Origin of the sequence: Micromonospora cabrerizensis, from assembly GCF_022230955.1 — a bacterium.
GTDB classification, from domain to species: Bacteria; Actinomycetota; Actinomycetes; order Mycobacteriales; family Micromonosporaceae; genus Micromonospora; species Micromonospora cabrerizensis.
On record NZ_JAKKFI010000100.1, the window covers coordinates 37,896 to 54,908 of the forward strand.

Sequence of the window (17,013 nt, forward strand, 5' to 3'; positions counted from 1 at the left end):
TACGGACGCCTAGTGCGTGAGGATCTTGGAGAGGAAGTCTCGGGCCCGCTCGCTGCGCGGGTTCGCGAAGAACTCCGCTGGCGGGGCGTCCTCGACCAGTTGCCCGTCGGCCATGAAGATGACCCGGTTCGCCGCGTGCCGGGCGAAGCCCATCTCGTGCGTGACCACGACCATCGTCATACCGTCGCTGGCCAGTGAGGTCATCACCTCGAGCACCTCGCCGACCATCTCCGGGTCCAGCGCGCTGGTCGGCTCGTCGAAGAGCATCGCCTTGGGCTGCATGGCCAGCGCCCGGGCGATGGCCGCCCGCTGCTGCTGCCCGCCGGAGAGCTGGGCGGGGAACTTGTCCGCCTGGTTGGCGATGCCGACCCGGTCGAGCAGGGCCAGGCCGCGCTCGCGGGCGGCGGCCGGCTTCTCCTTGCGGACCTTGATCGGGCCGAGGGTGACGTTCTCCAGGATGGTCTTGTGCGCGAAGAGGTTGAAGGACTGGAAGACCATCCCCACCTCGCTGCGCAGCTGTGCGAGGGGCTTGCCCTCGGCCGGCAGCGGCTGGCCGTCGAAGGTGATGGTGCCGGAATTGATCGGCTCCAGTCGGTTGATGGTGCGGCACAGCGTCGACTTGCCGGAGCCGGACGGGCCGATCACCACGACCACCTCGCCCCGACCCACCGACAGCGAGACGTCGTCCAGCACGTGCAGCGGCCCGAACCACTTGTTGACCGCGTCCAGCACGATGAGCGGTTCGCCCGTCGTCACGTCGTCCACCGTCCCCTGTCATCTCCCGGATCGGGGTCGGTTGACCCCCGGTGCGGCCACTGTAGGCGGCCCGAAGTGGCGGAATGCAACTCAGCGGGTCACGGAGCGGTAACACCGGTCACGATCGGCGTCGGCCGTCCGATTCCGGTCACGGTAAGGGCCACAACGGTGGCGATCGTGGCGCGTTGTCGCGATCATGGGTGGATGACCGAACCGGTACGGCTGACCCGTTACGCCCGCGGCGGTGGCTGCGCCTGCAAGATCCCGCCGGGCGAGCTGGAGATCATGGTGGCCGGTCTCGGCCCGGCGACCGGCACCGCCGAGCTGCTGGTCGGCCTGGATCACGGCGACGACGCTGCCGTGGTGCGCCTGGACGAGCGGACCGGCCTGGTCAGCACCGCCGACTTCTTCACCCCGGTGGTCGACGACGCGTACGACTGGGGTCGGATCGCCGCGGCCAACGCGCTCTCCGACGTGTACGCGATGGGCGGCACCCCGTTGATCGCGCTCAACCTGCTCTGCTGGCCGCGCGACGTGCTGCCGATGGAGTTGGCCGGCGAGGTCCTGCGCGGGGGGCAGGACGTGGCGCGGGAGGCCGGCTGCCACCTGGCGGGTGGGCACAGCGTGGACGACGACGGCCCGAAGTACGGCCTCGCGGTCACCGGCACGGTCCGGCCGGAGGAGCTCATCACCCTCGACGCCGGGCGGGCCGGTGTGCCGTTGTCCCTGACGAAGCCCCTCGGGGTCGGTGTGCTGAACACCCGGCACAAGACCACCGGTGAGAGCTTCCCGGAGGCGGTGGCCTCGATGAGCGCGCTCAACCGGGACGCGGCCCGTGCGGCGGTCGCCGCCGGCATCCGCTGTGGCACCGACGTGACCGGGTTCGGGTTGCTCGGGCACGCCTCGAAACTGGCCCGGGCCAGCCAGCTCACCGTGGCCATCGACACGGCCCGGGTGCCCTATCTGGCGGGCGCGCGGGAGGCGCTGCGCGACGGCTACGTCAGTGGCGGCAGCCGGCGCAACCTGGAGTGGGTGACCCCGTGGACCGACTTCGGGGCGGCGGGCGAGGACGAACGGCTGCTGCTGGCCGACGCGCAGACCTCCGGCGGTCTGCTGGTGGCCGGAGAGGTGCCCGGCGCGCCCGTGGTGGGCGAGCTGCTGCCCCGAAGTGAGCACCTCGTCGTCCTGCGCTGAGGGCCCCGGCCGACGCGCCGTGCGACCTGCGGGGATGGTCGACGGACACGCGGCCGTGGTGGTGCGGACGGGGCACCATACCCGATAAACTGTCACCTTCCCGCTACTCCGAGCAATGGTGCTCAGGGAAATTTTGCCCGGAATGGTCACAGACCGGTAACTTGCGCCCGGCTGGGGTCAAATGCCCCCCACCATCGTGTGTAAGGCCCGATCCGGAGGCCGGTGGGGACGAACGCAGCGAGGAGGCGGAATGACCGAGCTGTGGAACTGGAGAATCGACGGGGCTCAACCCGTGGAGGTCTACCCGGCGCTGGCCGAGGCGCTTGGCCGGGTGGTGATGCCGCTGGCGGTGGCCGATCCGGCGCGGTTGCCGGCGTACGCGGTGGTGTGTGACGTCTGGCAGGCGCCGGGCGAGTTCGCGACGGTGGTGGACTGCTACGGGGTGCCCGAGCGGCTCCCCGAGCACGCCAGCATCGCCGCGCTCGCGCGACTGCTGGGCCGCAACTGCCTGTTGCGCGACGACACGCTCGACGCGGGCCGGCACCTGCTCGTGGCCCCGGACGGGACGGTCCGCCCGGTGCACTTCGACGTGCGGGACACCGACGACGGTGAGGTGCTCAGCAGGCGGCGGCTCTGCACGCTGGGCGACCCGGGCTGCCGGGGCTGGTCGCAGTGTCACCGCTCGCGTTGGGCGCCCGACACGGTCGCCCCGGCGCTCGCCGCGGCCTGACCTCTCGCAGGTCAGGCCCCGGCCGGGTGCTCGGGCTGGTGAGTCGGTCCGCGCTGGTCGTCAGTGGGAGTGGGAGGCGGTGGCCTGCCGGTCCGGGGTGCCCGAGCCGGCACCCCGCACCACCAGTTGGTCGAGCAGGGTGCGCGTCGCCTCGGCCACGGAGGCCACCGCGGCGTCGAACGCGGCGGCGTTGTGCGAGGCGGGCGCCCGGAAGCCAGAGATCTTCCGGACGTACTGCAACGCCGCCGCCTCGACGTCCGCGTCGGTCACCTGCGGGGTGAACGGCTCACGCAACGTCTTGATGCTCCGACACATGTGCGCTCCTCTCGGGTTACCACTCGTGGTGCCGACGGCTGTACCGACGGTGACACTGGGTCGATATTTGTCTATCCTGGTCACGGACCAGAGCCTTTCGAGCCATTCTCGCCGCTCGCGCCCCCAGCGCCCCGGGCCCCCGGAGACTCATTGTGGACCATGCCCCCACCCGCTCACCCCGTCCCGACCCAGATGACCTCGCACGCAGCCTGCACACCCCGCTGGATCAGATCACCGTCGAGCACGCCGATCTGATCGAGGCGGTCCGCCGGCGCGTCGTCGTGGGCCAGTCGGTGCCCGTGCCGGTCGCCGCCTTCAACTCGTCCATCTGAGCGATGGTCTGCCGGTGCGGTGCACCCGGAGCGGGCGGATCCTGCCGGCGGATCAGCCAGTTCGTGCTGAAGGTGCACAGTCGGTGCGACCTCAGCTGCGACCACTGCTACGTCTACCAGCATGCCGACCAGACCTGGCGGGGCCGACCGGTGCGGATGCCACCGGCGACGGTGCGCGCCGCCGCACGGCGCATCGCCGAGCACGCCCGCGAGCACCAGCTGCCGGACGTGCACGTCGTGCTGCACGGGGGTGAGCCGCTGCTGCTGGGCGCCGCCGGGCTGCGTGAGGTGCTGGCCGAGCTGCGGGCGACGATCACCCCGTGGACGCGGCTCGACCTGCGTATGCAGACCAACGGTGTGCTGCTCGACGAGGAGCTGTGCCAGGTGCTCGTCGACCACGACGTGCGGGTGGGTGTGTCGTTCGACGGCGACCGTGCCGCCAACGACCGCCACCGGGTCTTCGCCCACGGCGGTAGCAGCCACGAGCAGGTCCGGCGGGCCCTGGCCCTGCTCCGGCGACCGGCGTACCGCAGCAGCTACGCCGGCATCCTCTGCACCGTCGACGTCCGCAACGATCCGGACCGGGTCTACGAGGCGCTGCTGGCCGAGAGCCCGCCCCGGGTCGATCTGCTGCTGCCCCACGCCACCTGGGACCACCCACCGCAGCGTCCCGGCCCCGGCGCCACCCCGTACGCGGACTGGCTGGGGCGGATCCACCGGCGGTGGGTGGACGACGGGCAGCCCGGCTCGATCCGGCTGTTCGAGGCGCTGCGCCCGGGTGGCGGCGGCACCGAGGCGTTCGGCCTCGCGCCGGCCGACGTACTGGTGGTCGAGGCGGACGGCACCTGGGAGCAGGTCGACTCGCTGAAGACGGCGTACCACGGCGCGGCCGGCACCGGGTTCGACGTGTTCGACCACTCGGTGGACGAGGCCGCCGGTCATCCCGGGGTCGCCGTCCGACAGGACGGCGTGCAGGGGCTCTGCGCCACCTGCCGGGCCTGCCCGGTGGTCGACCGGTGCGGCGGAGGCCTGTACGCCCACCGCTGGCGCACCGGCTCCGGCTTCGACAACCCCTCGGTCTACTGCGCCGACCTTTTCCGCCTGATCGACAGCGTGGACGCCTACCCGGGGCCCGCGCAGGCCCCGCCCAGCGAGTGGTCCACCGCGTCGCCGCTCGACGACCTGCTGGACGACCTGGCGACCGGGCACGGGTCGCCGCAGACGGTCAGACGGCTCGCCGACGACCAGCTGGCCATCACCCGGATGCTCCTGGCGGCCTGCCGGGAGATGTCCGACAGCGCGGCCGCCTGGGAGACGCTCGCCGACCTTGAGCTGACGGCGCCGGAGGCGGTCCGAGCGGTCCTGGAGCACCCCTTCGTCCGCCCGTGGCTGGTGCACCGCCTCGACCCGGCGGCCCGGTCCGACGTCGGCGCGGCGGCCGACCCGCTGCCGGCCCTCGCCGTCGCGGCGGCCGTCCGGGCGGGAGTCCCCGTCACGGTGGACGTCCCGGTGCGGGCCGACGCGATCACGGTGCCCACGCTCGGCAGCCTGCTGTTGCCCGGCCTGGGCGAGCGCGCCGAGGTGACAGTGCTGCCCGGCGGCTTCCGCGTGCGGGGCGGGTCGGCGGACCGGACGGTCCTCCTCGACGCGGGCGAGCCGTCGGCCGGCTGGCGACCGGTGCGAAACGTGCCGGCTGGCCGGCTGCTCATCGAGGACGGCGACCCGTACCGGGACTGCTACGGCCAACCGGTGGCGGCGCGCCTGGACGACCCGGCCGTGCAGGCGCTGGGCCGTACCCTGGTCGAGGCCTGGCGGGTCGTGTGCCGGGACGTGCCGGCGCACGCCGCGTCGCTCGACGGCGGTCTGCGCGTCGTCGTGCCGCTGGCACCCGACCCGGCGCGACCACTGCGCAGCGCGACCGCCCGGCACGCGTTCGGCGCGGTCGCCGTCACCCCCCATCCGGACCCGGAGACGGTGGCGGTGCTGCTCGTGCACGAGTGGCAGCACGCGAAGCTCGGCGCCGTCCTCGACCGGTACGACCTGGTGACCCCCGGGCAGGGCACCCGGATCACGGTGCCGTGGCGCCCCGACCCGCGGCCACCCGAGGGGGTGCTCCAGGGGGTGTACGCCCACCTGGCCGTCACCCAGGTGTGGCGGTCCCGGGCGGCCACCGACAACGGGGACGCGTCGGCGCACGCCGCCCGTTTCCTGGCGTGGACACGGGAGGGCGCCGACGCGCTGCTGGCCAGCCGGTCGCTCACCGCGGCCGGTGAGCGCTTCGTCGGTCAGCTGCGCCACGCCCTGGAGGAGACCCGTGTCGGGTCCGGATGAACGGCATCCGCCCACCCTGGGCCGTTCCCACCTCGTCGACGACCTGCGGGCGTTGGGCGTACGCCCGGGTGTGTGCCTCCTGGTGCACTGCGGTCTGCGCCGGGTGGGCCCGCTGGAGCACGGCCCCGCGACCCTCGCCGGCGCCCTGCGCGACGTCCTCGGCCCGGCCGGCACGCTGCTGGTGCCCACCCAGACCGACGGCAACTCGACCACCTCCCGGGCCCACCTCGCGGCCGTCGCCGAAATGGATCGGGCGCAGCGTGACCGGTACGAGGCGGCACTGCCGGGCTGGGACCGCCAGACCACGCCCTCGCAGCGGATGGGCGTGCTCGCCGAGTACGTCCGCTGTGCCCCCGGTGCGGTGCGCAGTGACCATCCGCAGACCTCGTTCGCCGCGCTCGGCCCTCGGGCCCGGCAGCTCACCGACGGCCACGACCTCACCTGCCACCTGGGACAACGCTCACCGGTGGGTGGCCTGTACGCGGCCGACGGGCAGATCCTGCTGCTCGGCCTCGGCTACGAGGCGTGCAGCGCCCTGCACCTGGCCGAGTACCGGCTGCCGGTGCCGACGCCGGAGCGCGACTACCACTGCTTCCGGCTCGTCGACGGCCGCCGCGTACGCCTCGACTTTCGCGGGCTCGACCTGGACGACCGCGATTTTCCCCAGGTGGGTGCCGCGCTCGACGGCACACCGTTCGTTCAGCGCGGTCGGGTCGGGCGCGCCCAGGCCCGCCTGCTGCCGGCGCGAGCCGCCGTGGACTTCGCGGTCGGCTGGTTCGCCGCGAACCGCTTGGCGGCGCAGCGTTGACGCGGGGACTACGCTGATGTTCCGGCCGCGTGGGGAGGGCGGAGGGGCAGCGGTGAGCACAGTGGACGCACCCTCCAGAATGCGCGCCCCGCTCTTCTTCATCAGCTACTCCCGGGCCCCGGTGGGCCGCGCCACCGGCAAACCGGCCGAGTACGTCTCCCGGTTCTTCGAGGACCTCTCCGTCCACGTCAGTGAGTTGGTCGGCCCGGTGACCGGAGTGGACGCCGGCTTCCTGGACAGCTCCATCGCGGGCGGTGAACGGTGGAGCCCGGAGCTGCTCCAGGCCGCCGGCACCTGCCAGGTCTTCGTCCCGCTGGTGTCCAGCGCGCTGCTCGGCAGTGACTGGTGTGGTCGGGAGTGGGACGCGTTCTCCCGCCGGACGATCGTCCCGCGGCACAGCTCCGCCTCGCCCCACGAGACGGCCATCGTGCCGGTCACCTGGTCGCCGACGAACGGCACGGCACTGCCCCGGGTGCTCCGCGACATCCAACGGTTCACCCCGACCGCCGTGCCGGATCCCGACATCGCGGTGCACTACCAGCGGGATGGGGTCTACGGCTTGCTGACCATGCAGTGGGAGAACGCGTACCGGGCGGTGGTCTGGCGGCTCGCCCAGCGGATCGTGGCGATCCACCGGTCGTACCTGGTGGAGCCCTGGGTGCCGGCGAGTGTGGACGAGCTGTGCAACCGGTTCGCCGAGGAGCCGGGATGAGCCCGCCGACGGACCGGCGTCGGCCGGCGGCGCCAGGGACGTACTTCTTCCTCAGCTATGCCCACTCGGCGCCCCCGCCGGGCGCCCGCGCCGACGCCGACGTGTGGGTCGGCCAGTTCTTCGCCGACCTGACCGACGAGGTGCGACGGCAGGCGCGACCGGTGGCGGGCATGAGGATCGGCTTCTTCGACCAGCAGATCCCGTTGGGCGCCGACTGGAAGGCGGCTCTCGCCGAGGCACTGGGCGACGCCGAGGTGTTCGTTCCGCTCTACTCGCCCGGCTACTTCAGTCGCCCGTGGGCGTTGGGGGAGCAGGAGTCCTTCCGGGCCCGGCTGGCCGCCGCCGGGTCGGCCCGGCTGACCGCCGGCCACCTCACCCCGGTGCTGTGGATCCCGTTCCCACCGTGGGAGACCCACCCCGAGCTGGACGGCGCGCTGGACCTGGGCCGGGACGTCCCGGAGTACGCCGAGGACGGCCTGCGGGCGTTCTGCATGTTGGCCTCCTACCGGTCGCAGTACGAGCTGCTGCTGAACCGTCTGGCCAGCCGGATCGTGCACACCGCCGAGCGGCGACCGCTGGGCCCGTCCCGCGCGCCCGGCCTGGACGAGGTCGTGCGCCCGGGGCCGACCGACCCGGACTTCGTCGTCGCCGTCCTGGCACCGACCCGGGACCATCTGCCGACCGACCGCGACCCCGCCGGCTACGCGGCCAGCGGTCGGCTCTGGCGACCGTACGGGCGCCGCCAGGAGCTGCCCGCCGCCGAGTATGCGGTCAGCACCGCCGAGCGACTCGGGCTGTCCGCCCGTACGGCGGACTTCGCGCAGGCGGCCGCGTTGCTCGACCGTCGACCGGCCGTGCTGCTGGTCGACCCGTGGGTCGCGGCCGCGCCGGACGCCGCCGTGATCCTCGCCGACATGCTGCACGGCCTGCGGGAGTGGGTCGTTCCACTGGTGGTCACCGACGACGACGACACCCAGGACGCCAGCCGGTGGGCGACCGAGGTGACGCAGCTGCTGCACGACGCCGGTATGCCCCAGGTCAAGCGCGCGTGCACCATGCCGGAGTTCGTCGACCTGATGCCGGCGCTGGTCACCGAGGCCCGCCGTCAGTTCCTCAAGTACGGCCCGGTGGTCCCGTTCGAACCGCCGCCGGAGCCGGTGCCGAGCCTGCGTGACGGCCTGCCCCCGGCCGGCTCGACCACCACCGGAGATCCCGCGTCCACGCCTGACGATCCGGCCCCATTGCGTCCCCACGGAGAAAACCGATGAACAACGATCGTGAAGGCCAGGTCGTCACCTTCTACTCGTTCAAGGGTGGGACGGGCCGGACGATGGCGCTGGCCAATGTGGCCTGGATCCTCGCGGCCAGCGGCCGGCGGGTGCTCGTCGCCGACTGGGACCTCGAGTCACCCGGCCTGCACCGCTTCTTCCACCCGTTCCTCGACGCCGAGGCGATCCAGGGCACCAGCGGTGTGATCGACATGATCCGCGACTACGAGTGGGAGACCACGCGGGTCGACGACCGGCCGGACCGCTGGATGGAGCAGTACGCCCGGGTCGGGCGGCACGCCTTCTCGCTGCGCTGGAACTTCCCCAACGGCGGCGGTCTGGACTTCCTCTCCGCGGGCCGGCAGAACAGCGACTACGCCGTCTCGGTGAGCGGGCTGGACTGGGACAACTTCTACAACCGGCTGGGCGGCGCGCAGTTCTTCGAAGCACTGCGGGCGGACATGAAACGCCAGTACGACTTCACCCTGATCGACAGCCGGACGGGGTTGAGCGACGTCGCGGACATCTGCACCCTGCACCTCCCGGACACGCTGGTCGACTGTTTCACGCTCAGCGACCAGGGCATCGACGGCGCGGCCCGGGTGGCGCACTCGGTACGCGACCGGTACCGGCGGCGCGACATCCGGGTCCTGCCGGTGCCGATGCGCGTCGACCAGGCCGAGAAGGAGCGGGCCGAGGCGGGTCGTCTGCTGGCCATGCGGCGGTTCGCCGGGTTGCCGGCGGGCATGACCGAGGCCGAGCGGCGGCGCTACTGGGCTGCCGTCGAGGTCCCGTACCGGCCGTTCTACGCGTACGAGGAGACACTGGCGACATTCGGGGACCCGCCCGGTTCGCCGACGTCGCTGCTGTCCGCGTTCGAGACGTTGACCGGGATCCTCACCGACGGCGCGGTGACCGCGCTGCCGCTGATGGACGAGTCGGTGCGGGAGCGGGGCAAGGCCCGTTTCCGTCGACGCACCGAGGCGATCGACGACCAGATCGTGCTCCGGTGTGCGCCGGAGGACGCCATCTGGGCCGAGTGGCTGGAGCGGGTGCTCAGTTCGGCCGGGTTGCGGGTGGTGGAGCCCACCGCTGCCGTCGGGTCCGCCGGTACGCCCGCGCCGCGCACACTGACCGTGGTCTCGCCGGCCTACGTGGCGACGCCGTCCGGCGGTCTGCCCGACCGGGACACCAGCACCGGCTCCACGGCGCTCGCCGTGTACGTCGCCGACCTGCGCCCGCTGGCGGAGTTTCCCTCGCAGAGTTCCACCAACCTGGTCAATGTGAGCGCGGCGACCGCCGTGGAGCGGGTGTTGCGGCTGGTCGGCCGGCCGGTGCCGTCGTCGGCGGACGGCCCGGCGGGCGGCAGTACCCGTTTCCCCGGCACCGAGCCATTGATCTTCAACGCCCCCAACCGGAACGCCCGGTTCACCGGCCGGGAGGACGACCTGGCCCGGCTGCGCGCGCAACTGCAGAGCGGCGGCAGCGCGGTGGTGCTGCCGGTCGCCCTCCAGGGCATGGGCGGCGTCGGAAAGACACAGGTGGCCCTGGAGTACGTGCACCGGTTCAAGGCCGCGTACGACGTGGTCTGGTGGATCGTGGCGGACCCGCCGCAGTTCGTCGACACCGCCCTGGCCGACCTCGCCAGCCGCCTCGGCATCCTCGCCGGGCCCACCCTGCCCGACACGGTCCGGTCCGTGTTGCAGGTGCTGGGCCGGGGCGAGCCGTACGAGCGGTGGCTCGTCGTGCTCGACAACGCCGAGGAGCTCGACCAGATTGAGCCCTTCCTGCCCCAGGGCCCCGGGCACGTCCTGCTGACCTCGCGCAACCGCGCCTGGGGTGACCGGGCGAACCCGATCCAGGTGGACGTCTTCAACCGCACCGAGAGCGTCGCGCACCTCGCCCAGCGGGTGCCCACGATCAGCGCCGAGGAGGCCGACCGGGTGGCCGAGGCGCTCGGCGACCTGCCCATCGCGGTGGCGGCGGCGGGCGCGTGGCTCGCCGACACGGGCACGTCGGTCGCCGACTACCTGCGGCAGATCGAGCGGCACGGGCCCAGCGCGCTCTCCGTCGAGGCCACCTGGGACCTGTCACTCAACCGGCTGCTCGACCAGGCGCCCGCCGCGTACCGGCTGTTGCAGCTCTGCTCGGTGCTGGCTCCGGAGATCGCGCTGGAGCTGATCTACAGCGACGAGATGGCGGCGGCCCTCGTGCCGTTCGACCCGTCGGTGTCGGAACGGCTCGTCCGCGGTGCGCTGGTCCAGCAGATCAACCGGCTCGCCCTGCTCAAACTCGACGTCCAGGGCGGCCGGGTCCAGGTGCACCGGTTGTTGCAGGCCGTCGTACGCGACCGGATGACCGAGGACGAGATCGACGCGGCCCGACACCAGGTGCACCTGGTGCTGGCGGCGTCCCGGCCCCGTGGTGACGTGGACGACCCGACCACCTGGGCCCGCCTGCGGATGCTCTGGCCGCACCTGGAGGTCTCCGAGGCACTGACCTGCCCCGACGAGTCGGTGTGTCAGTTGCTCATCGACCGGGTCCGTTACCTGTGGCAGCGCGGCGGTCTGGACCAGGCCGACGGCTTCAGCCAGGAGGTGGACGACACCTGGTCCGCCCGGCTCGGTGACACGCACGACGAGGTCGAGGCGTCCGCGCTGGGTCGACAGTTGCTGCACCTGCGCTTCAACCGGGCAAACATCCTGCGCAGCCTGGGCCGGTTCGACGAGGCCCGGGACCTGGACGAGGCGGTGCTGGCCGAGCAGCGCCGTCTGTTGGGCCCGATGCACCCGCACAGTCTGATGACCGCCGGCAGCCTCGGCGGTGACCTGCGCGCGCTGGGCCGCTACGCCGAGGCGCTGGAACGGGACCGGTCCACCTACGCCTCCTGGCTCCAGGTGTTCGGCGAGGACCACCCCCGGACGTTGAGCGCGGCCAACAACCTCGCCGTCTCCTACCGGCTGGTCGGCGACTACCGGTCCGCCCGCAGGTGGGACGACGAAGTGCACCAGCGGCGGCGGCTGGTGCTCGGCCCCACGCACCCCTACACCCTGGTCTCCGCCGTGCGGCTGGGCAGCGACCTGCGGGAGGCCGGCGAGTACGAGAGGTCGGCCACCCTGCTGCGCACCGTGTACGAGACGTACTGCGAGGTGCTCGGGCCGGACGACGGTCAGAGTCTCGCCGCCCAGGTCAACCTGGCGGTGTCCCTGCGCAGCGCCGGTCGGGGCGCCGAGGCCGCGCCGATGTTCGAGACGGCCTACCGCGAGCTCGACGAACGCTTCGGGCAGGACAACCCGGACACGGTGGCGTGCCGGTCGAGCCGCGCGGCGAACCTGCTGGCCGTCGGCGACGCGGCCCGGGCGTTCACCGAGATGACCGCCGTGAGCCAGGCGTACGAGGAGCAACTGCGCCTCGGCCCGGAGCACCCGCACACGCTGGCGACGCTGAGCAACATCTCCGCCGCCGAGCGGGCGCTCGGGCGCAGGTCGGACGCCCGCGCGTCGGCGGCGCGGGCCTCCGGCGAGTTGCGCAAGGTGCTCGGCCCCGACCACCCGCACACCCTCGCCGCGGACGTGAACCACGCGGTGTGCCTCGCCGAGGAGGAGGAGTGGGACTCGGCGCGGGAGCGGCTGCGGGAGACCTCCGGTCGCCTGGCCGCGGTGATCGGCGCGGAGCACCCCGACACGCTGCGCTGCCTCGGTGATCTCGCCCTGGTGTCGAGGCGGGCCGGTGGCGATGCCCCCGCCGAGGCCGTCGGCGCCGTGGCGGACCGGTTGGCCGAGGTGATCGGCCCGGAGCACCCGACCGTGCAGACCCTGCGTGAGCGGCGGTTCGTCGTCCGGGTGATCGACCCGCACACGATCTGACCGTCGTTGGTCCGGCGGGGTGGGTCAGGCCCGTCCCGCCGGGCCGGCCACTGCGCGACGGTCGGTCAGAGCCGTGGGGTGGTCGCGAGGTCCGGTGTGGCCAGCCAGGTGAGGGTCTGCGGCAGGATCTCCACCGCGCCGAAGTGCGCGGCGCCGGGCTGCACCTGGACCTCGGCCCGCGTGATCCGCGAGGCGAGCCAGTGGGAGTGCTCCACCGGTGAGAAGCGGTCCTGCTCGCCGTGCCAGAGCCGGACCTCCGCGCGGATGGCGCCCAGGTCGAACCCCCAGCCGCGTCGTATCGCCAGCACGTCGTCGATCCACCCCTCGGGGCCGTGCCGCAACGCCTCGGAGTACATGTCGGTCAGCAGTCGGCGGATCGCCACGTCGTCGACGACCCGGATGTCCTCGTCGGGCAACTGGGGGCGCAGGAAGTCCAGCAGCGTCATCGGGTCCCGTCGGGCCTCCTCCGCGCGGACCTTCAGGTTGAGCGTGAGCTCGGCCAGGTCCTCGTCGGCCTGCCCGTAGTCCTCCACGTTCGACTCGGCCATCCCGGCGTACCAGTCGAGGTCGGGTGCGCCGGCCGGGGCGAGCCCCACCAGGACGGCGGCCCGGGTGACCCGGTCGGGCAGCAGTGCCGCGCAGGCCAGGGCGTGTGGCCCACCACCGGACCGGCCCACCACCGCGAACCGCTCGATGCCGAGGTCGTCGGCGATCGCCGCCACGTCGGCGGCGGCGTCGGCCACCCGCCGACCCTCGTGCCGGTCGGAGTCGCCGTAACCGGGTCGGTCGTAGCAGACGAGGTGCACGCCGAGGCGGTAGACGACGATGCCCCGGGGCCGGGGGCCGCTGCGGCTGCCCGGGGTGCCGTGCAGCAGGAAGACCGCAGGCCCGTCCGGCGAGCCGGAGGTCTCCACCGCGAGGCGCCGCCCGTCCGGGGTGGTGACGGTGCGCTGTGCCGCATCTTGTCGCGTCACGGTTGGCCTCCCGCGGGTCGTCATGTGCTCCCCCGTGACCGGAGCCGCGCATGGTCGGCGCTGAGTGCAAAGCCCCCGAAATCGCCCAGAACACATTCTTGTTGTGCAGCGTACTGCCCGCCGTGGATGCCCGCCATGGGCCGCCGGGTCAATGCCGGTGGGTCGGGGCCGCCGAACGGGCCGCTACCCTGGTAGCCCGAGGGGAAGGGGCACCAAGAGGGTGGCTAGGACCTACAACGTCGTGACGTACGGCTGCCAGATGAACGTGCACGACTCTGAGCGCATCTCCGGCCTGCTCGAACAGGCCGGCTACGTGCGCGCGGTGCCCGCCGACGACACCCCGGACATCGTCGTCTTCAACACCTGCGCGGTCCGGGAGAACGCCGACAACCGCCTCTACGGCAACCTCGGTCGGTTGCGCCCGGTGAAGGACAAGCACCCCGGGATGCAGATCGCCGTCGGCGGCTGCCTGGCCCAGAAGGACCGGGGCGAGATCGTCCGCAAGGCCCCCTGGGTGGACGTGGTCTTCGGCACCCACAACATCGGCGCGCTGCCGGTGCTGCTGGAGCGGGCCCGACACAACGCCGCCGCCGAGGTGGAGATCCTGGAGTCCCTCGACGTCTTCCCCTCCACGCTGCCCACCCGCCGCGAGTCGACGTACGCCGGGTGGGTGTCGATCTCGGTGGGCTGCAACAACACCTGCACGTTCTGCATCGTGCCCGCGCTGCGCGGCAAGGAGAAGGACCGCCGTCCCGGCGACATCCTCTCCGAGGTGCGCGCGCTGGTCGACGAGGGCGTGCTGGAGGTGACCCTGCTCGGGCAGAACGTCAACTCCTACGGCGTGGAGTTCGGCGACCGGTACGCGTTCGGCAAGCTGCTGCGGGCCTGCGGTGACATCGACGGGCTGGAGCGGGTCCGCTTCACCAGCCCGCACCCGAAGGACTTCACCGACGACGTGATCGCCGCGATGGCCGAGACGCCGAACGTCTGCCACTCGCTGCACATGCCGTTGCAGTCCGGCTCCGACGACGTGCTCCGGGCGATGCGCCGGTCCTACCGCTCCGAGCGCTACCTGGGGATCATCGAGAAGGTCCGGGCGGCCATGCCGGACGCGGCGATCACCACCGACATCATCGTCGGCTTCCCGGGGGAGACCGAGGCCGACTTCCAGCGCACCCTGGACGTGGTCCGCGAGGCCCGGTTCTCCTCGGCCTTCACCTTCCAGTACTCGAAGCGCCCCGGCACCCCCGCCGCGACCATGGACGACCAGTTGCCCAAGCAGGTCGTGCAGGAGCGCTACGAGCGGCTGATCGCGACCGTCGAGGACATCACCTGGGCGGAGAACAAGCGCCAGGTGGGCGAGACCGTCGAGGTGCTGGTCGCGGTCGGCGAGGGCCGCAAGGACGAGCGCACCGGCCGGATGTCGGGCCGCGCCCGCGACGGTCGACTCGTGCACTTCGCGACCGACACCCCCGGCGGGGAGTCGATGGCCGGCCAGATCCGCCCGGGCGACATCGTGCACACCACGATCACGTACGCCGCGCCGCACCACCTCAACGCCGACGGCCCGCTGGTGGCGCACCGGCGCACCCGGGCCGGCGACGCGGCCGAGGCGGGGCGCTCCCCGCGTACCCCCGGGGTGTTGCTCGGTCTGCCCACGATCGGCGCGCCGCCGGTCGCGCCCGCACCCACGGCCGGCTGCGCCACCCACTGAGCGCGTGGGAGGCCCCCTGTCGCGCGACGGCAGGGGGCCTCCCGTTCAGACGGTGAGCCGACCCGCGTCGGCGGACGGCCGACGCCGAGAGCGCCGGCCGTCCCTACACCTCAGCAGCTGGCGCCGCCGAGCTTCACCGCACCCGGTGCGCTGGCGGTGCCGTTGGCGGTGAAGCCCACGGTCACCGACCCGCCGGCCGACAGCGACGGTGCGTGCCCCGGCGCGGCCGCGGTGATCGTCGTGCCGGACTGGGAGACCGTGGCGTTCCAGCCACTGCCCAACGTCACCCCGGACGGCCAGGTCCAGGTGACCGACCACGGGTTCACCGCGGCGGAGCCGGTGTTCTTGATGGTCACCTCACCCTGGAATCCGCCCTGCCAGGCGTTGACCTGCCGATAGGTGGCAGTGCAGGCGCCGGTGGGCGGGTCCGTCGGTCCGTCGGGCGGTGGCGTGGTGGTGCCGCCACCGGTCGGCGCGATCAGGTACGGCTGGAGGATCGCCTGCTTGGCGGTGTTGACGTTCGTCCAGTCGTCCAGCGCGATGCCGCCGGTGTCACCCGAGTTCGGGTTCCACGACCAGTAGGTGAAGGACATACCGGTCACCCCGGTGCCGGTGTAGGCCATCAACCTCTCCAGCCACACCCTGTCCTTCGGGTCGGCCAGCGTGCTGCCGAACTCACCCATCATGATCGGCGCGATGTTCTGCTTGTACAGGTAACCCCAGTACTTGTCCCAGATGGCCGGCATGTTCGCCGGGTAGTCCGGTGCGTCGAACCAGCTCTGCCGGTAGACCGAGGTGGCGTACTCGTGCGGCGAGTAGACCAGCCGGTTCGCCACGTTCAGCCTCACCGGAAACTCGCCGGCCCTGGACAGGTTGCCACCCCACCAACCGCAGTCCTCGTCGTTGCTGGTGTCGCCGTCCCACACGTTGGAGAGACCGCCGCTGGGGCAGCTCACCCCCTCCACGAAGATCAACCAGTTGGGCTGGACGCCGAGGATCGCGTTGCCGGCCCGCTCGGCGGCGAGCCGCCAGTCCCGCGTCGTGTCGCCGCAACCCCAGCACGCGCCGGTGGCCGCCGGGTTGGTGCCCTCGGCGTGCGGCTCGTTGTGCAGGTCCGCGCCGATCACCGTCGGGTTGCCCGCGTACCGCTGGGCCAGCATCTTCCAGTCGTTGATCCAGGTCGCCTCGGAGACCGTCGGCGTATACCACAGCGGCGACTGCCCGGCCGCCGTCGGCCGGTGCCGGTCCAGGATGATCCGCATCCCCTTGCTGCCGGCGTAGTCGATCACCTTGTCCAGGATCTGCAACGGCGACAACCCGACCAGATCCGGGTTGACGAAGTCGTTGACCCCGCTGGCCGTCGCGCCCGGCTTCAGCGCGTCGTTCGAGTACGGCACCCGCAACGTGTTGTAACCCAGCCGGGCCATCGTGTCGAGCTGCCCCCTCCACGGGTTGTTCGACCACAACCCGTGGAAGGTCTTGTTGTCGGTCTCCATGCCGAACCAGTTGATACCGGTCAACCGGACCGTGGCGCCGGTGCTGTCCACGATCTGGTTGCCGCTGGTGTGCAGGTAGCCGGTGCCGGTACCACCCGGCGCGGCGACCGCCGGGCCGGTGCTGACCGCGACGGCGACGAGCGCGCCGGCCGCGGCGGTGGCGAGCGCGGCCAGCGCGCCGCCGAAAGAGGTGGGACGGTGCATGCGAGCTCCACTTCGGATGCCCGACGCCGCCGTGGGCGGGCGCGGGCGGAAGAGGCCGTCCGCCGGTCACGCTCCCTCAGGAGTACGCGCACAGCGCGGAACGACCCATGTCACGCGGACGTGGTCACTCGCGTAACGCACACCGACGATCCCCGACGACGTCGTACCGCCGTCGGCGCCCTCACGTCGATGCTTGACCTGGCTCCGTCGCTCATTCTGATCAGCGGTCCTCAATGCGTCAACCAGCCGTCCGGCCGGCCCCGCCCGCCGTCCCACGCCCGCGCCCCGCGCGCGCCCCGCGCCCCGCGCGCGC

At 72.6% G+C, this 17,013-nt stretch carries 13 protein-coding genes; 9 read left to right on the forward strand and 4 right to left on the reverse strand.

Annotated features, from left to right (window positions below; translation table 11 throughout):
* Window positions 1-9: 9 nt before the first annotated feature.
* Window positions 10-765 carry an amino acid ABC transporter ATP-binding protein gene (locus tag LADH09A_RS26705; RefSeq protein WP_238648368.1) on the reverse strand — a complete coding sequence of 252 codons (756 nt, stop codon included), beginning with the start codon at window positions 763-765 and terminating at the stop codon, window positions 10-12.
* 195 nt (window positions 766-960) lie between these two features.
* On the opposite strand from LADH09A_RS26705, the gene selD reads away from it, so the two are divergent.
* Together selD and LADH09A_RS26715 are read left to right on the forward strand one after the other, a co-directional pair.
* Window positions 961-1,950: a selenide, water dikinase SelD gene (selD, locus tag LADH09A_RS26710; RefSeq protein WP_238648369.1), complete on the forward strand. Its 990-nt coding sequence runs from the start codon at window positions 961-963 to the stop codon at window positions 1,948-1,950.
* Window positions 1,951-2,200: 250 nt separating this feature from the next.
* Window positions 2,201-2,680 carry a hypothetical protein gene (locus tag LADH09A_RS26715; protein WP_238648370.1) on the forward strand — a complete coding sequence of 160 codons (480 nt, stop codon included), beginning with the start codon at window positions 2,201-2,203 and terminating at the stop codon, window positions 2,678-2,680.
* A gap of 60 nt (window positions 2,681-2,740) precedes the next feature.
* Here LADH09A_RS26715 and LADH09A_RS26720 read toward each other — a convergent pair whose 3' ends face one another.
* On the reverse strand, window positions 2,741-2,995 hold the full coding sequence (locus tag LADH09A_RS26720; protein WP_238648371.1) for a DUF2277 domain-containing protein: 255 nt from the start codon (window positions 2,993-2,995) through the stop codon (window positions 2,741-2,743).
* A 152-nt stretch (window positions 2,996-3,147) separates the two neighbouring features.
* Between LADH09A_RS26720 and fxsA the strand changes: the two genes are divergently transcribed.
* The 6 genes from fxsA to fxsT all read left to right on the forward strand — a co-directional run bounded on the left by fxsA (window position 3,148) and on the right by fxsT (window position 12,312).
* Window positions 3,148-3,327 carry an FxSxx-COOH cyclophane-containing RiPP peptide gene (gene fxsA, locus LADH09A_RS26725; RefSeq protein ID WP_238648372.1) on the forward strand — a complete coding sequence of 60 codons (180 nt, stop codon included), beginning with the start codon at window positions 3,148-3,150 and terminating at the stop codon, window positions 3,325-3,327.
* Between the two features lie 63 nt (window positions 3,328-3,390).
* Window positions 3,391-5,658, forward strand: a complete 2,268-nt coding sequence (locus LADH09A_RS26730) for an FxsB family cyclophane-forming radical SAM/SPASM peptide maturase (RefSeq protein ID WP_238648373.1) — start codon at window positions 3,391-3,393, stop codon at window positions 5,656-5,658.
* Complete coding sequence (locus tag LADH09A_RS26735; RefSeq protein WP_238648374.1) at window positions 5,642-6,466, forward strand: AAC(3) family N-acetyltransferase; 825 nt, start codon at window positions 5,642-5,644, stop codon at window positions 6,464-6,466. Before LADH09A_RS26730 ends, LADH09A_RS26735 begins: the two co-directional genes overlap by 17 nt.
* A 52-nt stretch (window positions 6,467-6,518) precedes the next feature.
* The gene (locus LADH09A_RS26740) at window positions 6,519-7,178 is read left to right on the forward strand and encodes a TIR-like protein FxsC (RefSeq protein WP_238648375.1); all 660 of its coding nucleotides are present in this window, start codon (window positions 6,519-6,521) and stop codon (window positions 7,176-7,178) included.
* Window positions 7,175-8,446, forward strand: coding sequence for a TIR-like protein FxsC (locus tag LADH09A_RS26745; protein WP_238648376.1), 1,272 nt, complete (start codon window positions 7,175-7,177; stop codon window positions 8,444-8,446). Before LADH09A_RS26740 ends, LADH09A_RS26745 begins: the two co-directional genes overlap by 4 nt.
* A complete protein-coding gene (gene fxsT, locus LADH09A_RS26750) occupies window positions 8,443-12,312 on the forward strand; it encodes an FxSxx-COOH system tetratricopeptide repeat protein (protein WP_238648377.1) in 3,870 nt (1,289 codons plus the stop codon). The genes LADH09A_RS26745 and fxsT overlap by 4 nt, the downstream gene beginning before the upstream one ends.
* Window positions 12,313-12,377: 65 nt before the next feature.
* Here the strand turns inward: fxsT and LADH09A_RS26755 are convergent, their stop codons facing one another.
* Window positions 12,378-13,286, reverse strand: a complete 909-nt coding sequence (locus LADH09A_RS26755) for an alpha/beta fold hydrolase (protein ID WP_238648379.1) — start codon at window positions 13,284-13,286, stop codon at window positions 12,378-12,380.
* 220 nt (window positions 13,287-13,506) lie between these two features.
* On the opposite strand from LADH09A_RS26755, the gene miaB reads away from it, so the two are divergent.
* Complete coding sequence (gene miaB, locus LADH09A_RS26760; protein ID WP_308194694.1) at window positions 13,507-15,000, forward strand: tRNA (N6-isopentenyl adenosine(37)-C2)-methylthiotransferase MiaB; 1,494 nt, start codon at window positions 13,507-13,509, stop codon at window positions 14,998-15,000.
* Between the two features lie 110 nt (window positions 15,001-15,110).
* Here the strand turns inward: miaB and LADH09A_RS26765 are convergent, their stop codons facing one another.
* Window positions 15,111-16,700 (reverse strand): cellulase family glycosylhydrolase, encoded by a 1,590-nt coding sequence (locus tag LADH09A_RS26765; RefSeq protein ID WP_238648380.1) that lies wholly within the window; start codon window positions 16,698-16,700, stop codon window positions 15,111-15,113.
* Window positions 16,701-17,013: the final 313 nt, after the last annotated feature.